The sequence below is a fragment of the Winogradskyella aquimaris genome, from assembly GCF_042676105.1.
Classification (GTDB): Bacteria; Bacteroidota; Bacteroidia; order Flavobacteriales; family Flavobacteriaceae; genus Winogradskyella; species Winogradskyella aquimaris.
Genome location: NZ_JBHTJQ010000016.1, coordinates 195,469 through 215,373 on the forward strand (window position 1 = coordinate 195,469; position 19,905 = coordinate 215,373).

The window sequence follows — 19,905 nt, forward strand, 5'->3', positions numbered from 1 at the left end:
TTAAATTCAATCTAAATAAGGATAAGCTTGACACTAGCAGACTTAAAACGCGGAGAACAAGGCATCATCAAAGATGTTTCTTCAATTCATATCCCTTTAAAACTACTAGAAATGGGTTGTTTGCCAGGCAACTCAGTTGAGTTGGTTCAAGTTGCCCCTTTCGCAGACCCTATGTACCTTAATATTAATGGTACGCATCTTGCCATAAGAAAAGAGACTGCAATTCATATCGTAATAGACATTGTAAATGGCTAAACAAATCAACGTTGCACTGATCGGAAACCCAAATACTGGAAAAACTTCAGTATTTAATGCCTTAACGGGATTGAATCAAAAAGTAGGTAACTATCCTGGTATTACCGTAGAAAAGAAAGAAGGTATTTGTAAGCTACCTCGAGGTGTTAAAGCCCATATCATAGATTTGCCAGGTACGTATAGCCTCAATGCTTCTTCATTAGATGAAAATGTTGTTATTGAGTTACTACTTAATAAAAATGATAAGGATTTTCCGGATGTTGCCGTTGTAATCAGTGATGTTGAAAATCTAAAGCGCAATCTTCTCTTATTTACCCAGATAAAGGATCTTGAAATTCCAACTATTCTGGTGATTAACATGTCTGATCGAATGACCTATAAAGGCATCTCTTTGGATATAGACTATTTAGAACAATCGCTTGAAACCAAGATTGCCTTAATTAGTACAAGAAAAAATACGGGCATTGCAGATTTAAAAGAATTAATTGCCAATTACAAAGAGCTTTCAACACGTCCTTGTATGCATGCGTCTTCTATTGACCAAGAGTATTTTGACAATCTTAGAAAAGCTTTCCCAAATCAGTTGCTATACAAATTATGGTTGGTTATTACACAAGACGTCAACTTTGGAAAGACCGATAGAAAGACCATTGAAGACGTTTCAGGTTTTAAGACAAAATCTAGGGCAGACCTTAAGCGGCTTCAACAAAAGGAAACGATAAAACGTTACCAGTTTATCAATGATACACTGAAAAAAGGACAGACCATCGATTTAAAATCTGCTAAAGATTTAAGAATAAAACTCGACAGGATTCTAACACACAAGGTTTGGGGCTATCTTATTTTTGGTATCATTTTACTAACTATTTTTCAGGCGATTTATGATTGGTCTAGTGTCCCAATGGATTTTATAGACAGCACATTTGCTTCTCTAAGCGAATGGACAAAAAGTGTTTTGCCCGAAGGTGCGTTTACTAATTTATTAGCGGAAGGTATCATCCCAGGACTGGGTGGAATTGTGATTTTTATACCGCAAATTGCCTTCTTATTCCTTTTTATTTCCATTTTAGAAGAAAGCGGTTACATGAGCCGTGTGGTTTTTTTGATGGACCGTATAATGCGTCGTTTTGGGTTGAGTGGAAAAAGTGTTGTGCCTTTAATTTCTGGTACCGCTTGTGCCATCCCTGCCGTAATGGCAACGCGCAATATTGAAAGTTGGAAAGAGCGCCTTATTACTATTTTGGTCACGCCATTCACAACATGTTCTGCCAGATTGCCCGTTTATCTCATTATCATCGCATTAGTTATTCCTGAAGGTCGATTTCTAGGGTTAAGTTATCAGGCACTAACTTTAATGTTACTCTACCTTATTGGTTTTGGTGCTGCTGTTGGGTCTGCATGGATATTAAACAAAATTTTAAAAATCAGAAGTAAATCTTTCTTTGTGGTTGAAATGCCCAATTACAAAGTTCCCTTATTCAAAAATGTAGCGCTTACCGTATTAGAAAAAACAAAAGCTTTTGTTTTTGGTGCTGGTAAGATCATTTTAGCAATTTCCATTGTCCTATGGTTTTTAGCATCTTATGGTCCCGGCGAAGACTTTAATAATGCCGAACAAATTGTAACTGAACAATATGCTTCCGATAATCTTTCTGATGACGAATTACAGCAAAAAATTGCGTCACACAAACTAGAGCACTCATTTATTGGTATTACCGGTAGAGCCATAGAACCAGCAATTAGACCTTTAGGTTATGATTGGAAAATTGGTATTGCCATAGTATCCTCTTTTGCTGCACGTGAAGTATTTGTTGGAACGTTAGCTACAATATATAGTGTGGGTAGTGATGAGGAAGAAACCATAAAAAACAGAATGGCAGGAGAGGTCAACCCTATTTTAGGCGGACCACTTTTTAATTTTGCCTCTGGTATTTCCTTATTACTGTTCTATGCATTTGCTATGCAATGTATGAGTACCTTGGCCATCGTTAAGCGCGAGACCAATTCATGGAAATGGCCTTTGTACCAACTTGTTGTTATGAGTGGTTTTGCCTACATTGTAGCTTTAATTGCTTACCAGATTTTAATATAAATGAACACATTAATTCAAAATATTCTCGTTTTTACAGCATTAATCTTTGCTGTTGGATTTTTGCTCAAGAAATTTATTTACAACCCAAAAAAAGCATCTGGTAAATCCTGCGATTCGGATAGCTGTGGGTGTCATTAACCATTTATTATATCACTCAGACACACCTCCATTAATTCTTTGTTAAATACTAATAACTTTAGTTAATTTTTCTAACTTTGTCTAAGTGAGTCGATTAATAACCATATTATTCTCTGGGCTAATACTTATTCAAAGTTTTCAAATAGGTATGGAAGACCTTATGCAATTGGATGAGCTCTTCGAGCATGCTCAGTTTCATAAACAAGAATATGGTGATGATTTCTTTGTTTTTCTTTCAAAGCATTATGGAGATTTAAAGGCTGAACATAGTAAAAACCACAAGGAAGAACAAAGTGACCACGAAGAATTACCATTTCAATGTCAAGGACACAGCCTCGTGATTTTAGCCGTTCTTGAGTCAACAGAATTTGAAGCTTCAAATCAGGTTGATGTCCCAGTGAGTTCTAAAGCCATCTTTCATTATTCTAATCTTTACTCCTTACTTAACAAGGAAGAACTTCTTCAACCTCCTCGGAACGCATAATTCATTCCATTTTTTCTGTTTTTAAATATCTAAACAGACGCTTTTTCAAGGTTGTTATAATGAAATGAACCTCAATAATCGATAAAAAACCTCGATTTATTAATAGGTGAGTTTCTGCTAACAGTCAAAATTATCAAAGTTCACAAATGAATTATGTTAGAAAAAATCATAAAAGCAAGCTTAAATAATAAGCTTCTCATTTTCCTTTTTACAGCATTTATTATTGGCTTCGGAATTTTCTCTTTAACCCAAATTCCTATAGGCGCTGTACCCGATATCACCAATAATCAAGTACAAGTGATTACCACATCACGTAATCTATCAACTCAAGACGTTGAGCAATTTATCACCTATCCCGTAGAGTTGGAAATGGCTAATTTACCTGGTGTAGAGGAAATCAGATCGGTTTCAAAATTTGGACTTTCTGTAGTTACAATTGTTTTTGAAGACGATTTAGGCACCTATCTGCCTAGACAGCTTATTGCCGAAAAAATAAAATCGGCTTCAGAAAAAATCCCAGATGGTTTCGGATCACCAGAAATGGGACCAATCACAACTGGCTTGGGTGAAATTTACCAATACATTTTAGATGTAAGACCGGAGTACAAAGACCAATACACTACCACAGAACTGCGTACCATTCAAGATTGGATTGTCAGACGTCAACTATCAGGTATTCCTGGGGTAGTTGAAGTGAATACTTGGGGTGGATTTTTAAAGCAATACGAAGTTGCTATTAATCCTAACAAGTTGAATGCCATGAATATTACGGTGTCTGAAATTTACGATGCCTTGGAAAAAAACAATAGTGTTGCAGGTGGTGGATATATTGAAAAAACTAACGAAGCATATTTCATTCGTGGTGAAGGTTTAGTAAAAAGTCTTGACGACATAGAACAAATTGTTGTCAAAAACGAGGGTGTACCAGTCTATATAAAAGATGTTGCTAAAGTTGGTTTTGGCAGCGCGACACGCTTTGGTGCCATCACAGGTAATGGCGAAGGAGAAAAAGTGCTTGGGCAAATTATGATGCTAAAAGACGGTAACTCTAAAGCCATTATCGACGCTGTAAAAGAACGCGTGAAAAATATCGAAAAAAGCCTACCTGAAGGAGTTTATATTAATGGCTTTTTAGAACGTAGCGAACTTATTGGCAAAACCACATTTACGGTATCCGAAAACCTAATTTTAGGATCACTGATTGTGATATTTGTCGTGGTTTTATTACTTGGTAATTTACGTTCTGGTTTGGTAGTCGCTTCAGTTATACCATTGAGTTTGTTATTTGCTATTTCATTGATGAATATCTTTGGTGTAGATGCTAATTTAATGAGTCTTGGTGCCATAGACTTTGGGATTATTATTGATGGTGCTGTGATTATTGTAGAGTTTATTGCTTTCCAAATTATTACCCAAAGTAATAAGCTAAAATCACTCGAAAAAGCGTCAAAACAGTCCGAAATTGACCAAATTACATTAAAAAGCGCCTCAAAAATGATGAATTCCGCCATTTTTGGACAATTAATCATCTTAATTGTATTTATCCCCATTTTATCGTTAAGTGGTGTAGAAGGCAAAATGTTTAGACCAATGGCATTGACCTTTAGCTTTGCCTTAATTGGTGCGATGTTACTGTGTTTAACTTACGTTCCTGTAGTATCATCATTATTTTTAAAACCTCAACCTCCAAGTGATAAAAATATTTCTGTCAAACTAATGAAAGTGCTCAATTCGTGGTATAAACCATCAATTCATTGGGCTTTACAACACAAAAAAATTGTAGTGAGTTTGGCGGGACTTTTACTTGCCATCAGCATCTTTTTGTTTAGTAGAATGGGTGGCGAATTTGTACCTACTTTAGACGAAGGAGACTTTGTGATTCAACCAGTTTTAAAAACAGGAACCTCACTTGGAAAAACCATTGAGATTACCACAAAAATCGAGAAAATACTGCTTGATAACTTTCCTGAAGTCGATCAAGTGGTAAGTCGTATTGGTGCTGCCGAAGTCCCAACAGATCCGATGTCTATGGAAGAAAGTGATGTGATTATTAAACTGAAACCCAAAGACGAATGGGTAAGTGCTCAAAGTAAGGACGAGTTGGCCGATAGGTTTAAGGAAGCACTTAGCATAATTCCTGGTATGGAAGTCGAGTTTACACAGCCTATAGAAATGCGTTTTAACGAGCTAATTACTGGTGTTAGAGCCGATGTGGCTATTAAGATTTTTGGAGAAGATTTATCAATTTTAGCCAATAAAGCAGACGAAGTGAAAGAGCTAATTAAAGATGTTGAAGGGGCTTCAGATATTATTATTGAAAAAGTTGAAGGTTTACCACAAATGAGTGTTTCCTTTAACCGAAGTAAAATTGCACGCTATGGACTTAATATTTCCGATATCAATCAAGTCATTTCAATGGGATTTGCTGGCGGTACTGTTGGACACGTTTTTGAAGGCGAAAAACGTTTTGATCTGGTGATGCGCTTGGATCAAAACCATCGAAAAAACCTAACCAGCCTTCAAAATTTATATGTTGACACACCGAGCGGCACAAAAATTCCTTTAAGCGAATTAGCAAATATTAAATACACCACTGGTCCAGCCAAAATTTCAAGAGACGACACCAAACGTCGCATTGTAGTTGGTATAAATGTTCGTAATCGCGATTTACAATCTGTAGTAGATGATGTAAGAGCTATTCTTGACCAACAGCTGAAATTACCTGTTGGTTATAATGTAACGTATGGGGGTCAATTTGAGAATTTACAAAGTGCCAAAGCCCGTTTGATGATTGCTGTACCAATTGCCTTAGCCTTAATATTTTTGCTACTCTATTTTGCATTTGGTTCGGCTAAAGAAGCTTTATTGGTGTATTCTGCCATTCCTTTATCTGCCGTTGGCGGAGTATTATTGTTATGGTTAAGGGATTTACCATTTAGTATCTCGGCAGGTGTTGGTTTTATTGCGCTATTTGGTATTGCCGTACTTAATGGTATTGTTCTCATAGAGCATTTTAAAGAACTAAAAGAACACGGCATGGATGATATTGAAGAACGAATAAAAAGAGGCACCGCAGAACGTTTGAGACCTGTATTATTAACGGCTGCAGCCGCAGCTTTAGGGTTTTTACCTATGGCCGTTTCGACCAATGCTGGCGCTGAAGTACAACGTCCACTTGCAACTGTAGTTATTGGTGGCTTAGTCACTGCAACAGTATTAACCTTAATCGTACTACCCGTTCTTTATGCGTGGTTTGAAACCAAAAAAGAATTAAAAATGAACAAAACAACACTGATTACGATTATTGGTTTCTTTTTTATGGTAAATGCCAATGCCCAATCTCCATTAACCGTAGAAGAAACCTTAGCTTTAGCTATAGAAAATAATGCTGGTTTAAAAGCCTCCAATCTTAAAATAGACGAAAGTAACGCTTTAGTAGGAAGTGCCTTTAGCTTCGATAAGACGTCAATTTATTACAGTTATGACGAAAATAATTTAGCTGTTAACAATGAACCTATAAGGGTCTTTGGTGTTGCACAGGACTTTAAATTTCCTACCGTGTACTTTGCAGAAAAAAAGGCAAACAAAGCCAAGGCTAGTCTAGAGGAAACACAGTACAACTTACTTTATAAACAATTGCAACAAGCGGTTTATGCAAACTACTACCAATTATCTTATGCGAATAACAAAGCTAAAACTTATAAATACTTGGATAGTTTATATCAGGATTTTGCAAAAAAATCCGAACGTCGTTTTGAGCTAGGTGAAACCAATTATTTAGAAATGATTACCGCCAAATCCAAGCAGAAACAGTTGGAAACGCTCTACAAGCAAGTTCTAAAAGAAGTCGCCTTTTCTAAAGAACAATTAAAAAGTGTTGTACAAATAGATAGTCTGGATATTATAGATCAGCCGCTTCAACAATTAGAACTCAAAGCTGTTTCAAATCAAAATAATGTAGGTTTACAATATTTTGAACAAGCTAAAAACTACCAAAACGCTTTATATCAAAAAGAAAAGCAAAATTTATTACCCGATATAAGTTTAGAATACTTTCAAGGCACCAACGACCAACTCAATACCAACTTAAGGGGTTATCAAATTGGATTGAAAATTCCGTTATTGTTTTCAGGAAATGCTTCAAAAATAAAGGCTCAAAGGATTGCAAAAGACATTATCGCAGAGCAACAACAAGACTATAAACTAAAATTGGACGCAAGGTATAACTCACTTTTAGCCACATTAGAACAATATGAAGAGGCTGTTAATTATTATCAAAACGAAGGCAATGATCTAAAAAACCAAATTATAAAAACAGCAAGCCGGTCTTTTAAAGAAGGTGAGATTGATTTTTTTCAATACATACAAAGTCTTGAAACAGCGAGCGAGATTGAATTGAATTATTTAGAAAATTTAAACGCATACAACCAAACTGTAATACAAATTAACAACTTAACCTTAAATATTAATTAAGATGAAAAACTTATATATCCTTATAGTTTCAATTTTGTTTCTGGCTTGTGGAGATAAAGAAAACAATGCAGAACCAGTAGTTGACACTACGACTGAAAGCAATATGATTAGTGCAACTAAAGCGCAATTTAAAAGCGAAAATATGGTTTTAGATAGCCTGAAGACCTTGCATTTTCAAAGTACAATACCCGTTACGGGTATGATTGATGTACCCCCAAAAAACAAATCGAGTATCACAACATTTGTTGGCGGATATGTTTCACATACCCCTCTTTTGGTCGGTGAGGAAGTTAAAAAAGGACAGCTTTTAGTAAGTCTAAAAAATCCTGAGTATGTTGAGATTCAACAAAACTACCTCGAAATTGCAGAACAACTCAATTATCTAAAAGCAGAATATGATAGACAAAAGTCTCTTTATGATGAGGAAATAACTTCAGAGAAAAACTACTTAAAAGCCCAAAGCACCTATAAAAGTAATTTAGCGACATACAATGGCCTTAGAAAAAAGTTACAGATGATGAACATTAGTCCTAGTGCGGTAGAACAGGGACAAATCACCTCAACTATTAATTTATATGCACCCATAAATGGAAATGTAACTAAGGTAAATGTTAGTAATGGCTCCTATGTCTCACCAAACGATGTCATAATGGAAATTGTAGACATTGACCATATTCATTTGGAATTATCGGTTTTTGAGAAAGATATCATGCACATTAAAAAAGGGCAAAATATAGAATTCAAAATCCCCGAAGCTTCAGAAAAAACTTTTGAAGCCGAAGTTCATCTCGTTGGTACTACCATTGACGAAACTACAAGACGCGTTAAAGTTCATGGTCATGTAGATAAAGACTTAGCAAATTTTATTGTAGGTATGTTTGTAGAAGCCAATATTATTACAGATAGTAAAAGTGGCATTGGCTTACCCAACGAAGCTATTGTAAGCATAAATAATAATAGTTATGTACTAGTATTAGAGGCAACCACAACTGAAAGCTATCAGTTTAAAAAGTTAAACGTTTCAGTTGGCCAAAAAGACGAAAATTATACAGAAATTTTAAATCCTGAAGACCTAAAAAACAAGCAGATATTAGTTAAAGGAATTGGCATGCTTATGGAAGAACCTTCAGAAGAATAAGCTGTAATTAACCAAGACCTACATCTAAAGTCATCATAATAATAAAGCCGCCTATAAAGCCTAGAGTTGCTAAATCTGTATACTTATCACGTTGGGTTTCTGGTATGACTTCTTCAACCACCACAAAAATCATCGCGCCAGCAGCAAAGGCCAAGGCGTAAGGTAAAATAGGTTGAAAGAATGTGACTGCAACGGCTCCGCAAACGGCAGCCATTGGCTCTACAATAGCTGATAGCTGCCCATACCAAAAACTTCTAAATTTGCTAACTCCGTGTCGTCGTAATGGCATTGAAACAGCTAATCCTTCAGGGAAATTTTGAATACCAATCCCTAAGGCTAAGGCCACCGCACCGCCAATAGTAGCTTCTGGAATACCTGCCGCAACTCCACCAAATAAAACGCCAACAGCCAATCCTTCTGGTATATTGTGTAATGCTATAGCTAAAACCAAAAGTGTGGTCCGTCTCCATGGAGTTTTCACACCTTCCTTTTCTTCTTCTTTAAAATTGATATGTAAATGGGGTAATAACTTATCTAGTGCAAAAATGAAGAGTGCACCTAATGAAAATCCAACTACCGCTGGAATTACTTTAACAAAGCCCTCACCTTTGCTCATCTCTATACCCGGTGCCAACAAGCTCCAAAAACTCGCTGCTACCATTACTCCCCCAGTAAAGCCCAACATCATGTCAAGTAAGGCTCTATTCATACCTTTAAAAAAGAAAACTAGAGACGCACCAGCAGCCGTTACAATCCAAGTAAATAATGATGCATATAAAGCACCAAGAACAGGATCTAAAGTTTCAAAATATTGAACAATATCTTGTATCATACTAAATTGTTTTTACAAATAAGTTATTGGACACTGTTTTTGATATGTTAAGTGTTTTATCTTCTATTAAAATGGTCATAGATTCATCAAAGGATTCTTTGCCTAGAACCTTTATTTCGCAACCTAGAGCAATATGATGTTTATCTAAATATTTTAGAAAATCAGACGAAGAATCATTTACACCAACAAACTTACAATAGGTGTTTGTTTCTGCTTTAGACAACTTAATTTTATCTGATTTTGAAATAACCCCATTTTTATCTGGAATTGGATCTCCATGTGGATCATGTGTTGGAAATTCTAAAAAAGCATCTAACTCATCAATGAGTTTTGGGGATTTAATATGCTCCAATTGTTCCGCAACATCATGAACCTCATCCCAAGAAAAATTTAGTTTATCAACCAAAAACACTTCCCAAAGTCGGTGTTTTCTAATAATATTAATGGCCGTATGTCTTCCCTTTTTGGTTAAGCTTACCCCTTGATATTTCTTATAATTTACAAAGTCCTTATCCGCTAATTTTTTAACCATATCCGTAACTGACGACGCCTTGCTTTCAATTTTTTCAGCAATAGCATTTGTACTAACTGCCCTACCCTCACCAGTTTCTAAATGGTAAATGGCCTTAAGATAATTTTCCTCTGATAAAGTGATCATCGTCGTCTAAACTTTATACAAATATAGCTTTATTTTATTTAAGTAAAAATATTTTTAGTCTTGTCTAAATTTTGTTTTACCTTTGCTAAAAATATAGTTTATATGATACGGTTAATTACTTATGTTTTGTTGATTTCCGTGCAAATAATGACCGCACAAAATGAAAAGGCTACACTAGAAGGAACCGTTACATCAAATGATGTCCCTGTGCCCTATGCTTCCATTTATATTAAAAATAGTAATATAGGCACCACTACAGATGAGAATGGCAATTATAGCCTTTCTGCTAGTGCTGGTAATTTTATAATAACCGTAAGATCTCAAGGGTTTAGTACTTTAGAACAATCTGTGAACCTAAAAGCTAACGAAACCAAAACACTAAATTTCAAATTAGAAGAAGATGTCCTTGGTCTAGATCAGGTAGTGGTAAGTGCTACGAGGAACCAAATAAAAAGAAAGGAAGCACCGGTAATTGTAAAAGTGCTAACACCAAAAGTCTTTAATGCTGCTCAATCTCAAACATTGGCAGATGGTTTAAACTTTCAACCCGGTGTTCGTACGGAAACGAATTGCCAAAACTGTGGTTTCACACAAGTCCGTATGAATGGACTTGAAGGTCAGTACACCCAAATTTTAGTTAATAGCAGACCAGTTTTTAGTGCATTAAATGGTGTTTATGGCTTAGAACAAATTCCGGTTAATATTATAGATCGCGTAGAAGTGGTACGCAGTGGTGGTTCTGCCCTTTTTGGTTCTAACGCTATTGCTGGTACCATTAATGTTATTACCAAGGAACCTATGGATAATCACTGGGAAATGAGTTCTACACTGGCTTTAATTGACGGAACAACTGCAGACCGGAATGTTAATCTTAATGCCTCGATTGTAAGCAACGATTTAACGAGTGGGATAACGCTTTATGGTATATATAGAAATAGAGATGCCTTTGATGCCAATGACGATGGTTTTACAGAAATAACGATTTTAAAAAACAACTCATTTGGTGCCAAAGCATTTCTAAGACCAAATGACAACAGTCGTATAGGTCTGGACTTTACCGCAATAAAAGAATATCGACGTGGTGGTGACCAACTCAACTTAGCTCCACAGTTTACTAACATCACTGAAGAGCTAGACCATAACACTATTTTTTCAGGTGTAGATTACGAACTGTATAACGATGAGCGTACAAATACTTTTTCTGTTTACGCATCTGTACAACATACAGACAGAGACAGTTATTATGGTGGTTTAGGTGGAGGTACTGAACCAGAGGATTTTGAATTGGCCAACAATGCTTTTGGTACAACAAAGGATATAGCTTTTGTAAGTGGCGCAAAATTTAGCCATGATTTTAAAAATAGTGATGTCCTAACCACAGGAATAGAATTTCAAATTAATGATACTGAAGATGAAATTTTAGGCTATAACAAAGTGATAGACCAACGTGTTAATAGCTATGCTCTTTACGGACAATACGAGTGGAAGCCATCAAAGGCATTTACCGCACTTTTAGGGGCAAGGCTCGATCATGTAAACGTTAACGGTTTATACAGCATTCAGGATGTCTCAAGAACTTCAGAAGTAGCACAAACCATATTCAGTCCACGTATTACATTACTGTATAACATTACAGATAAACTTCAGTTCAGAGGTGGCTACGCTAGAGGTTTTAGAGCACCACAGGCATTCAATGAAGATCTACATGTTTCTTCTGTAGGAGGAGAACAACGTTTTGTAATTTTAGGAGAAGACTTAGATAATGAATTTTCAAATGCATTTACAGCATCCTTAGATTACACTAAAAGTTTTGGCAAAACTCAAACCAACCTACTTATTGAAGGATTTTACACATCTCTTCAAAATCCATTTACTATTGTAAGCACAGGCACATCACTTCCCAACGGTTCTATTCTAGAAGAAACCCGAAACGGATCTGGTGCTTACGTTGCAGGTGCAAATATTGAACTGAATGTCGTTCCAAGTCCAAGTTTAGCTTTTCAGGCAGGATTAACCGTTCAAAATGCCAAATACGAAGAAAATCAGATTCTATTTGAAACTGATGGTTCTGTACCAAATGAAACAGATGTTATTATAGATGAATTTGTACGCACACCAAATGTTTACGGTTTTTTAACGTCGTATTGGAATATCAATAAAGCTTTTAAAATAGATGTTACCAGTAATTATACAGGGCCAATGACAGTTCCCTTTGTTGTGGGTGAGTCCGGTTCTATAGACTTGGTGGATTCAAAATCATTTTTTGATTTAACCACCAAACTTACCTATCATCTGGACCTTAAAAAAGAGTTTCATGTTGAATTAAGTGGTGGTGTACAAAATATATTTAACAGCTACCAAGATGATTTTGATACTGGACCAACACGAGATTCTGACTTTGTATATGGACCAAACCGTCCAAGAACATTCTTTGTTGGACTAAGAATTTTTTCTGATTAAGTCATTTTATTAAATAGCTTTTGTAGGTTTAAAACTTTTAATTTTATCTAATTCAGAATAAGGCAGAGGTTGGAAAACCAAAATTAAACCAACTAATACCCAAAGCCCAGACTATTTAAACCCGCGTTCCTGCTGAATGTGCTCATAAGCTTCCTGTACTTGTCTGAATTTTTCTTCAGCACCTTCTTGATGCTCTTTCCCTAAGTGACCTACACGATCAGGATGGTATTTCTTGGCCATTTTACGATAAGCCCTTTTTACAGCTTCGTCTGAAACTGTTTTGTCTACTTCCAAAATTTTGTAAGCATTATTCGTCATGTCATAGAACATGGCTTTTATACTTTCAAAGTCTTTTTTACTTATGCCCAAGTAACCAGACATCGTGTATATCTGTTTTATTTCATTGTCGCTAACATGACCATCCGCTTTTGCTATTCCGAATAAAAAATGAAGCAATTGTAATCGAGAAGCATGATCCATCATTTGCTTTATCTGGAAACACACTTGGCGCATTGATATGTTTTGTTTAGAAATACGCTTAAACAATTCAAAGGCATGATTAGCACGTTCCTTCCCATACATATTCCTAAATTGCTGACGTACAAAATCCAATTCACGCTGATCTTGTTTGCCATCAGCTTTAATAATAATAGAGGCTAAAATGAGTAGGCTTACCTCAAAATCTCCTGACTGGGTTTGTGGTCGTTGATCTTTACGTGTTTGTTTTGGTCGTTGACGATAAGGGTCACGATTACGACTTCTACCTGTTTGTCGCTCGCCAATAAGCGGTGAACCATTATCGGACAAATTATCTATAAAACTACCTAAAGCTACACCAATTATAGCACCAATAGGGCCGCCAAAAGACCAGCCAATAGCACCTCCTATCCATTTTGCAAAACTCATATACTAACTATAGATTTTGTGAATGCATAAATATACTATTAGTTAGTGTATTACTAATAGTAATTGTTACACATTTGGTATCTTTGTGTTTTAAAATTGAAAATAAAAAAATAGATTATGTATCCAGCAGACTTAGTAAAACCAATGCGTGAAGATTTAACCAATGTTGGTTTCGAAGAATTACATACAACTGAAGCTGTAGACAATGCTTTAGCAAAAGAAGGTACAACATTAGTAGTTGTTAACTCAGTTTGTGGCTGTGCTGCTGCAAACGCAAGACCTGGTGCTCGCATGAGCTTACAAAATGCTAAACGTCCAGATCATTTGGTAACTGTTTTTGCAGGAGTAGATAAAGAAGCTACTGACAAAGCGAGAGAATATATGATTCCGTTTCCACCTAGCTCACCAAGTATGGCTTTATTTAAAAATGGTGAATTAGTGCACATGTTAGAACGCCATCATATTGAAGGTCGCCCAGCTGAATTAATTGCAGAAAATCTAATGGACGCCTACAACGAGCATTGTTCATAAACTTTATAGAATTTAGATAAAACTTAAAACCACGATTTAATTCGTGGTTTTTTTGTGCTTATAAGTCATTGGTATACATTTGTGTTATGCAAAAACTATTAGCCTATCCTTTAACTGTTTTATACTTCATCTGCTTTGGACTAACCTTGGTCGTATTTCATCCTATACAATGGTTTTGTAAATCAGTCTTTGGCTATAGAGCTCATAAAATAAGCGTTGATTGGCTACAATTTTTTTTAATGCGTTGCCTTAATGTTCTGGGTACTACCTTTTCGTTTACAAATCCTTATAATATTAAAAAAGGAAAGCCCTTAATTTTAGTAGCCAATCATCAAAGCATGTACGATATTCCTCCTTTAATTTGGTATTTAAGAAAACATCATGTAAAATTCATCAGTAAGAAAGAATTGGGTAAAGGTATACCAAGTGTTTCTTATAATTTGCGTCATGGTGGATCCGTCCTCATTGATAGAAAAGATGCTTTGGGTTCAATAAAAGCTATCGAGGATTTTGCAAAACGCATTGAAAAAAACAAATGGGCTGCTGTTATTTTTCCAGAAGGCACAAGAAGTAGGGATGGTAAACCAAAACCTTTTAAAACCAAAGGGTTACTTACCATGATAAAGTATGCCCCAAATGCATTAATCGTCCCTATTACCATCAATAATTCATGGAAAACGTTGCGTTATGGTAAATTTCCAATGGGATTAGGTGCTCATATTTCTTTTTTGATTCACAAACCTATTGAAGCCAATCATTACGAAGATAAACTCGAGCTTATAAGTATCGTTGAAGCCCAAGTAAAAAGTAGTATTGAACAATGACAGAACTCGGATTAATAGAGTCTACAAAAGCATTTGTACAAGCATCACTAAAGGATGCCGAAGGCGGCCACGATTGGTTTCATACGTTACGAGTATACAATAATGCCAAGTTGATTTCAAAGCACGAAGATGTAGACCTATTGATAGTTGAATTAGCCGCCCTACTTCATGATATTGCAGACCCAAAATTTTATGGTGGTGATGAAACGATAGGTCCAAAAAAAGCATCCGAATTTCTTTTAAAACAGAATGTAGATAACACTATAATAGAACATGTCACCAAAATTATAGAGCACATGTCCTTTAAAAATTCCTTTGATTTGGATACTTCCTTTAACTCCCGTGAAATGGAAGTTGTTCAGGATGCCGATAGATTAGATGCGATTGGAGCTATAGGCATTGCAAGATGTTTTAACTATGGTGGTTTCAAAAACAGAGTATTGTATGATCCTAACATTTCTCCTAATCTAAATATGACAAAAGCAGAATATAAAACTGCAAAATCCCCTACCATAAATCACTTCTACGAAAAGTTGCTACTGCTCAAAGACCAGATGAATACCAAAACCGGAAGACGAATTGCTGAAAAGCGACATGACTTTATGGAAAACTACCTAAAACAATTTTATGCCGAGTGGCACGGTGAAAAATAGATTAACTCTCTTTAGCAACCTCTAGTGCCGTTAACTTATATTCAATAATTGCCATCTCTTCACCATATTTTATGAGCTCATCTGCCGTAATATTGGTATTGGCATTGACTTTTTTTAAAATCTCTTGACCTTGTTTGGTGTAGTACTCTATTGCTGTATTAATTTTTCTACTCATCTTTTTATGTTTTTTATTTTACCATGAGCTTTAATTCACTCCTATATTTTGAAGCGCTTTTACCAGTAAATTCCTTAAAGAGTTTATTAAAATGCGAAAAATTGTTGAACCCGCATTCAAAACTAATATCCGTAATGCTCATCTGGCTTTCATTGAGTAGTTTGGTGGCATGTACCACTCTATACTCATTCACTAGTTTAGTAAAGGTTTTTCCTGTTACTTTTTTAAAATACCTGCAAAAAGCTGGTACGGTCATACTTACTTTATCAGCAATTTCATCCAAACTAATATGCTCCTTAAAGTTTTCATTCACATGTTTAAAGATGATATCAATCTTTGCGCTATCCTGAGGTTCTGCCTCAAACGTATAGCCCTCGGCATTTAGTATGGTGTAATCTTCAGCTTTTGCCAGTTGATGTAATATTTCCAACAAAGTGAGTATTTTCTTGAAACCTTCTTTCTCAGGTAGTTTTTCAATTTTCTTACCCAGTTTCTTCTTGGTAGGAATCCCGAATAATATTCCGTTTTTAGCTCTTTCAAAAAGATTATTGATTTTTTCCATTTCTGGAATTTCAAAAAAATGCTCTCCCAGAAACTCTGGAAGAAACTGAACTACGGTTTCAGAGCCATTTACTGTAAAACGATCTGTAAATCCATTATGGGGCAAATTAGATCCTATAAGCAAGAGTTGACTATTATTAAAATAAGACAAATGATTTCCTATATGACGCTTACCCTTGCCTTTGTTTACGTAGACCAGTTCAATTTCCGGGTGAAAATGCCAAAACGGTTTTTTCTCGCCAATGTAAGCTCCATGCTTTACAACACGCATAGAACTACCAAATTCTGGGCTTATTTTTTCTAATGTGGGCTTTCTTGAATTCACATCACGTGTTTTATACAAAGTTACGTCTTAATAAAATTGAAATGTATATACAATTACCAATATTCTATTCTATTTTAACATTATTTAGCCATATATGTTGTTTCAGGGTTAATTTAATATATAAATATGCCAAAATCCTTGTTTTAAGAACATAATTACCGCCATAGATTTGTATTGTTAATTCAGTTTAACCCTAAAAAAGATTAAAAATGAAGAGATTAATTAGAAATATTATGGTAGTAGCGGTAATGTTAGGAACATCTACAGGCTATGCAAACCAAACGTTAAAAGAGACACCTACTTTTAAATACATTAATGAAGGTCACATGCTAACTGTAATCAATGCTTCTGGAGATATTATATACAGTGGTCGTATTAAACAAAGTGGAAGTCTTGATAGACTGTTTGATTTTAGTCAATTAAAAGACGGCAATTATACAGTTGAAATAAGCAAAGATTTTGAGATTGAAGTTATTGATCTTGAAGTAAAAGACAATAATGTGAAGCTATTCACCGAAACCGAAGAGAAGGTTTTTAAACCCGTTTTTAGAACAGAGAATAGTATGCTGATTGTTTCAAAAATTGCCTTAGACACAAAAGAAATGGACGTTGAGCTTTACTTTGAGGATGAGCTTATCCATAAAGAAACTGTGAAGGGGGATGATATTTTAAACAGAGTTTACAGGCTAGATAGAACTTTAAATGGTAACTATACTGCTGTTATTAGATGTAATGGAAGAGTATATATTAAGGACTTTAGGATATAAATTTTGATTGTTTATATATTAGTTATTTTTTTTTTACTTCGGAAGTGGGCTAAATAGCCCACTTTTGTTTTATAAAATATTTTAATCGTCCCCACAATAATCGAGAGAAATTACACCCTTAAAATAACTCATATTTTAGGTTAATTAAGAGCAGTAATTGGTTAAAATACTTGTTTTTAGATACTTAAATAGCTCTGATATTTGTATAAAAATAAGATGATGAAAAGAAAACACCTGATATTAATACTGCTTAGTCCCTTACTACTAATGGGCACTGTTTTGATTACACCCCTTTTGGTGTTGCATTGGTTAATAGACGATCGGTCGATGAAAATTAATTTAAGCTAAGCATTAGCTAAATTATAAATTACTTATTTGCCCGGAAAGTTAGCCTTTCGCTTCTCTAAAAAGGCAGTTGTACCCTCTGTAAAGTCCTCGGTACCAAAACAATCCCCAAAGGCTTTTATTTCTATATCAAATCCATTAACACCGTCTTTGTAGTTAGCATTTATAGCTTTGATAGCCTCCGAAATGGCCACAGACGAATTATGCATTATTTTATTAGCAATAGTTTCGCAGAACTCTAATAATCCTTCCTGCTCTACAACATGATTTACCAAACCGTAGCTCAACGCTTGGTTAGCATCTATCATACCTGCAGTCATAATCATTTCCATAGCTCTTCCTTTACCAACAAGTTGCGGTAAACGTTGTGTCCCACCATAACCAGGAATAACCCCTAATGATGTCTCTGGTAATCCCATTCGAGCATTGGTACTCGCTACTCTAAAATGACAAGCCATGGCTAACTCTAATCCGCCACCAAGAGCAAACCCATTGACGGCTGCAATTACCGGTGTGTTTAAATTCTCAACAAAATCAAATAACAATTTTTGACCTTGGGCGGCTAACTTCCCACCTTCTTCTACATTAAAATCTGCAAATTCACTAATATCTGCGCCAGCAACAAATGCTTTCTCACCGCTTCCTGTTACAATAATTACTTTCGTTTTAGGGTCTTGATTCGCTTTGTCAAAAGCCTCATGAAGCTCTTGAATAGTACTTCTATTTAAAGCGTTTAACTTCTTAGGTCTGTTTATGGTAATAATTGTTTTCCCTTCGTGAAATTCTGATAAGATGTTGTCGTAAGTCATTTTAAATTGGATTTATGCCTTCGGGAAGGTTAACGTGAATATTGTACCTTCTCCTTCTTGAGATGTAAAGGTAATACTTCCATTAAAAGTTTCCATAATATTTTTAACCATAGCCAATCCTAAGCCCATTCCGCTGCTCTTAGTTGTAAATTTTGGTTCAAAGATTTTGGACTTGGTTTCTTCAGATATACCGCAACCGTTATCATCTATTGTAATCTTAACCTCATCTTCTACAGAAAACACTTTGACTTTTATTCTCGGATTGTCGCTGTCTTCTGGCATTGCCTGAATACTGTTTTTTACCAAATTAGTGACCACCCTAATGAGTTGTGTTCGGTCAAACTTGGCTATAATTTCATTCTGTTCGGCTTCAAAGGAAATATAGTCTTCATTGAAGATATCCAATGCCAATTTTATCACATAAACAACATCCAACTGTTCTGATTTTTGAGCTGGCATTTTGGCAAAGTTTGAAAATGCTGATGCTATAGAACTCATTGTATCAATCTGTTGGATTAGGGTATTGCTATACTCCTGGACCTTTTGATGTATGTTCTCGTCATTAGGATCAAATTTTCGCTGAAAACTCTGCACACTCAGACGCATTGGTGTTAGTGGATTTTTAATTTCATGTGCTACTTGCTTGGCCATTTCTCTCCATGCCTGTTCACGCTCACTTGTTGCTAATTTTACCGCACTAGCCTCAAGTTCATCTATCATGCTATTGTATGAATTAACGAGCGTTTCAATCTCCTCACTGGTAGACTCTACCTGAATTTTTTTATTGCGCTTTTCTAAGCGGGTTTCATTCATTTTATCACTTATGGTCTTTAAGGATTTAGTGATGTATTTAGAAATGAAATAAGCAAAGACTATAGCCGCTAGGATTAAAGCCAAGTAGGCGTAACCCAAACGCATTAAAAACTCATTAAGCTCTCGGTTTAAGAAATCATCATTCTCTAAGTAAGGTAAATTGAGAATAGCTAAGTTTTTAAATTTTCCATCTGTAATATAAGAGTAGGATGATTGGAATGTTTCCCCATTTTCCTCTTGTTTAATCACATATCGATGTTGTGCTGTATTAGATAACGCATTTAATACCTCTGCACTAAGACATTGATCAGAAGAGTCTCTTAATATGGTACGCTTAGAGCTTTTTAATAGCTCACCCTCTAGATCATATAAGTTAATTTGCAGACTGTGAACGGCGTCAATATCAAAGATGGCGTCTTTAAAAATTAAAGGGATATTTTCTGTGGTAACAGGATAGGTGGTTTCTTGAATTGTGAAATCGATACTTTTCCTAATAGCCTTTTCCTTACGTTCTAATCGCTCTCTATGATAATCTCTAGCTTCTTCGTTATACTGATATATGGTAACAGCCGCAATTAATACCGATGCAATTAACACCAAAAGAATCATGGCAATAAAAATACGGGATCTTAAGGACAGCTTTTTTATCTTCATTGGCTTAGTAAT

At 35.5% G+C, this 19,905-nt stretch carries 17 protein-coding genes; 10 read left to right on the forward strand and 7 right to left on the reverse strand.

Annotated features, from left to right (window positions below):
- The first annotated feature begins 21 nt into the window (after window positions 1–21).
- The 5 genes from ACFQ1K_RS10860 (at window position 22) to ACFQ1K_RS10880 (ending at window position 8,580) form a co-directional block, all read left to right on the forward strand.
- Entirely contained in the window at window positions 22–255 is a 234-nt protein-coding gene (locus ACFQ1K_RS10860; RefSeq protein ID WP_320554895.1) for a FeoA family protein, read from the forward strand.
- Window positions 248–2,347 (forward strand): ferrous iron transport protein B, encoded by a 2,100-nt coding sequence (gene feoB, locus ACFQ1K_RS10865; protein ID WP_320554759.1) that lies wholly within the window; start codon window positions 248–250, stop codon window positions 2,345–2,347. Before ACFQ1K_RS10860 ends, feoB begins: the two co-directional genes overlap by 8 nt.
- A gap of 223 nt (window positions 2,348–2,570) precedes the next feature.
- Window positions 2,571–2,969, forward strand: coding sequence for a hypothetical protein (locus tag ACFQ1K_RS10870; RefSeq protein ID WP_320554761.1), 399 nt, complete (start codon window positions 2,571–2,573; stop codon window positions 2,967–2,969).
- A gap of 153 nt (window positions 2,970–3,122) precedes the next feature.
- Entirely contained in the window at window positions 3,123–7,442 is a 4,320-nt protein-coding gene (locus ACFQ1K_RS10875) for a CusA/CzcA family heavy metal efflux RND transporter (protein WP_320554762.1), read from the forward strand.
- Between the two features lies 1 nt (window position 7,443).
- Window positions 7,444–8,580 carry an efflux RND transporter periplasmic adaptor subunit gene (locus ACFQ1K_RS10880; protein WP_320554763.1) on the forward strand — a complete coding sequence of 379 codons (1,137 nt, stop codon included), beginning with the start codon at window positions 7,444–7,446 and terminating at the stop codon, window positions 8,578–8,580.
- Window positions 8,581–8,587: 7 nt separating this feature from the next.
- Here the strand turns inward: ACFQ1K_RS10880 and ACFQ1K_RS10885 are convergent, their stop codons facing one another.
- Together ACFQ1K_RS10885 and ACFQ1K_RS10890 are read right to left on the reverse strand one after the other, a co-directional pair.
- On the reverse strand, window positions 8,588–9,412 hold the full coding sequence (locus ACFQ1K_RS10885; RefSeq protein ID WP_320554764.1) for a ZIP family metal transporter: 825 nt from the start codon (window positions 9,410–9,412) through the stop codon (window positions 8,588–8,590).
- 1 nt (window position 9,413) lies between these two features.
- Complete coding sequence (locus ACFQ1K_RS10890; RefSeq protein WP_320554765.1) at window positions 9,414–10,070, reverse strand: metal-dependent transcriptional regulator; 657 nt, start codon at window positions 10,068–10,070, stop codon at window positions 9,414–9,416.
- Window positions 10,071–10,172: 102 nt separating this feature from the next.
- On the opposite strand from ACFQ1K_RS10890, the gene ACFQ1K_RS10895 reads away from it, so the two are divergent.
- Window positions 10,173–12,530, forward strand: a complete 2,358-nt coding sequence (locus ACFQ1K_RS10895; protein WP_320554766.1) for a TonB-dependent receptor — start codon at window positions 10,173–10,175, stop codon at window positions 12,528–12,530.
- Between the two features lie 111 nt (window positions 12,531–12,641).
- Here the strand turns inward: ACFQ1K_RS10895 and ACFQ1K_RS10900 are convergent, their stop codons facing one another.
- Complete coding sequence (locus tag ACFQ1K_RS10900; RefSeq protein WP_320554767.1) at window positions 12,642–13,436, reverse strand: TerB family tellurite resistance protein; 795 nt, start codon at window positions 13,434–13,436, stop codon at window positions 12,642–12,644.
- A 117-nt stretch (window positions 13,437–13,553) separates the two neighbouring features.
- On the opposite strand from ACFQ1K_RS10900, the gene ACFQ1K_RS10905 reads away from it, so the two are divergent.
- The 3 genes from ACFQ1K_RS10905 (at window position 13,554) to ACFQ1K_RS10915 (ending at window position 15,444) form a co-directional block, all read left to right on the forward strand.
- Window positions 13,554–13,967 carry a BrxA/BrxB family bacilliredoxin gene (locus ACFQ1K_RS10905; protein ID WP_320554768.1) on the forward strand — a complete coding sequence of 138 codons (414 nt, stop codon included), beginning with the start codon at window positions 13,554–13,556 and terminating at the stop codon, window positions 13,965–13,967.
- 86 nt (window positions 13,968–14,053) lie between these two features.
- The gene (locus ACFQ1K_RS10910) at window positions 14,054–14,791 is read left to right on the forward strand and encodes a lysophospholipid acyltransferase family protein (protein ID WP_320554769.1); all 738 of its coding nucleotides are present in this window, start codon (window positions 14,054–14,056) and stop codon (window positions 14,789–14,791) included.
- Window positions 14,788–15,444, forward strand: coding sequence for an HD domain-containing protein (locus ACFQ1K_RS10915; protein ID WP_320554770.1), 657 nt, complete (start codon window positions 14,788–14,790; stop codon window positions 15,442–15,444). Before ACFQ1K_RS10910 ends, ACFQ1K_RS10915 begins: the two co-directional genes overlap by 4 nt.
- 1 nt (window position 15,445) lies before the next feature.
- Here the strand turns inward: ACFQ1K_RS10915 and ACFQ1K_RS10920 are convergent, their stop codons facing one another.
- A complete protein-coding gene (locus ACFQ1K_RS10920) occupies window positions 15,446–15,619 on the reverse strand; it encodes a hypothetical protein (RefSeq protein ID WP_320554771.1) in 174 nt (57 codons plus the stop codon).
- Between the two features lie 13 nt (window positions 15,620–15,632).
- On the reverse strand, window positions 15,633–16,505 hold the full coding sequence (locus ACFQ1K_RS10925) for an AraC family transcriptional regulator (protein WP_320554772.1): 873 nt from the start codon (window positions 16,503–16,505) through the stop codon (window positions 15,633–15,635).
- A gap of 209 nt (window positions 16,506–16,714) precedes the next feature.
- On the opposite strand from ACFQ1K_RS10925, the gene ACFQ1K_RS10930 reads away from it, so the two are divergent.
- Window positions 16,715–17,272, forward strand: a complete 558-nt coding sequence (locus ACFQ1K_RS10930) for a hypothetical protein (protein WP_320554773.1) — start codon at window positions 16,715–16,717, stop codon at window positions 17,270–17,272.
- Between the two features lie 371 nt (window positions 17,273–17,643).
- Here ACFQ1K_RS10930 and ACFQ1K_RS10935 read toward each other — a convergent pair whose 3' ends face one another.
- Window positions 17,644–18,426 (reverse strand): enoyl-CoA hydratase/isomerase family protein, encoded by a 783-nt coding sequence (locus tag ACFQ1K_RS10935; RefSeq protein WP_320554774.1) that lies wholly within the window; start codon window positions 18,424–18,426, stop codon window positions 17,644–17,646.
- Window positions 18,427–18,438: 12 nt separating this feature from the next.
- Window positions 18,439–19,893, reverse strand: a complete 1,455-nt coding sequence (locus ACFQ1K_RS10940) for a sensor histidine kinase (protein WP_320554775.1) — start codon at window positions 19,891–19,893, stop codon at window positions 18,439–18,441.
- Between the last annotated feature and the right edge of the window lie 12 nt (window positions 19,894–19,905).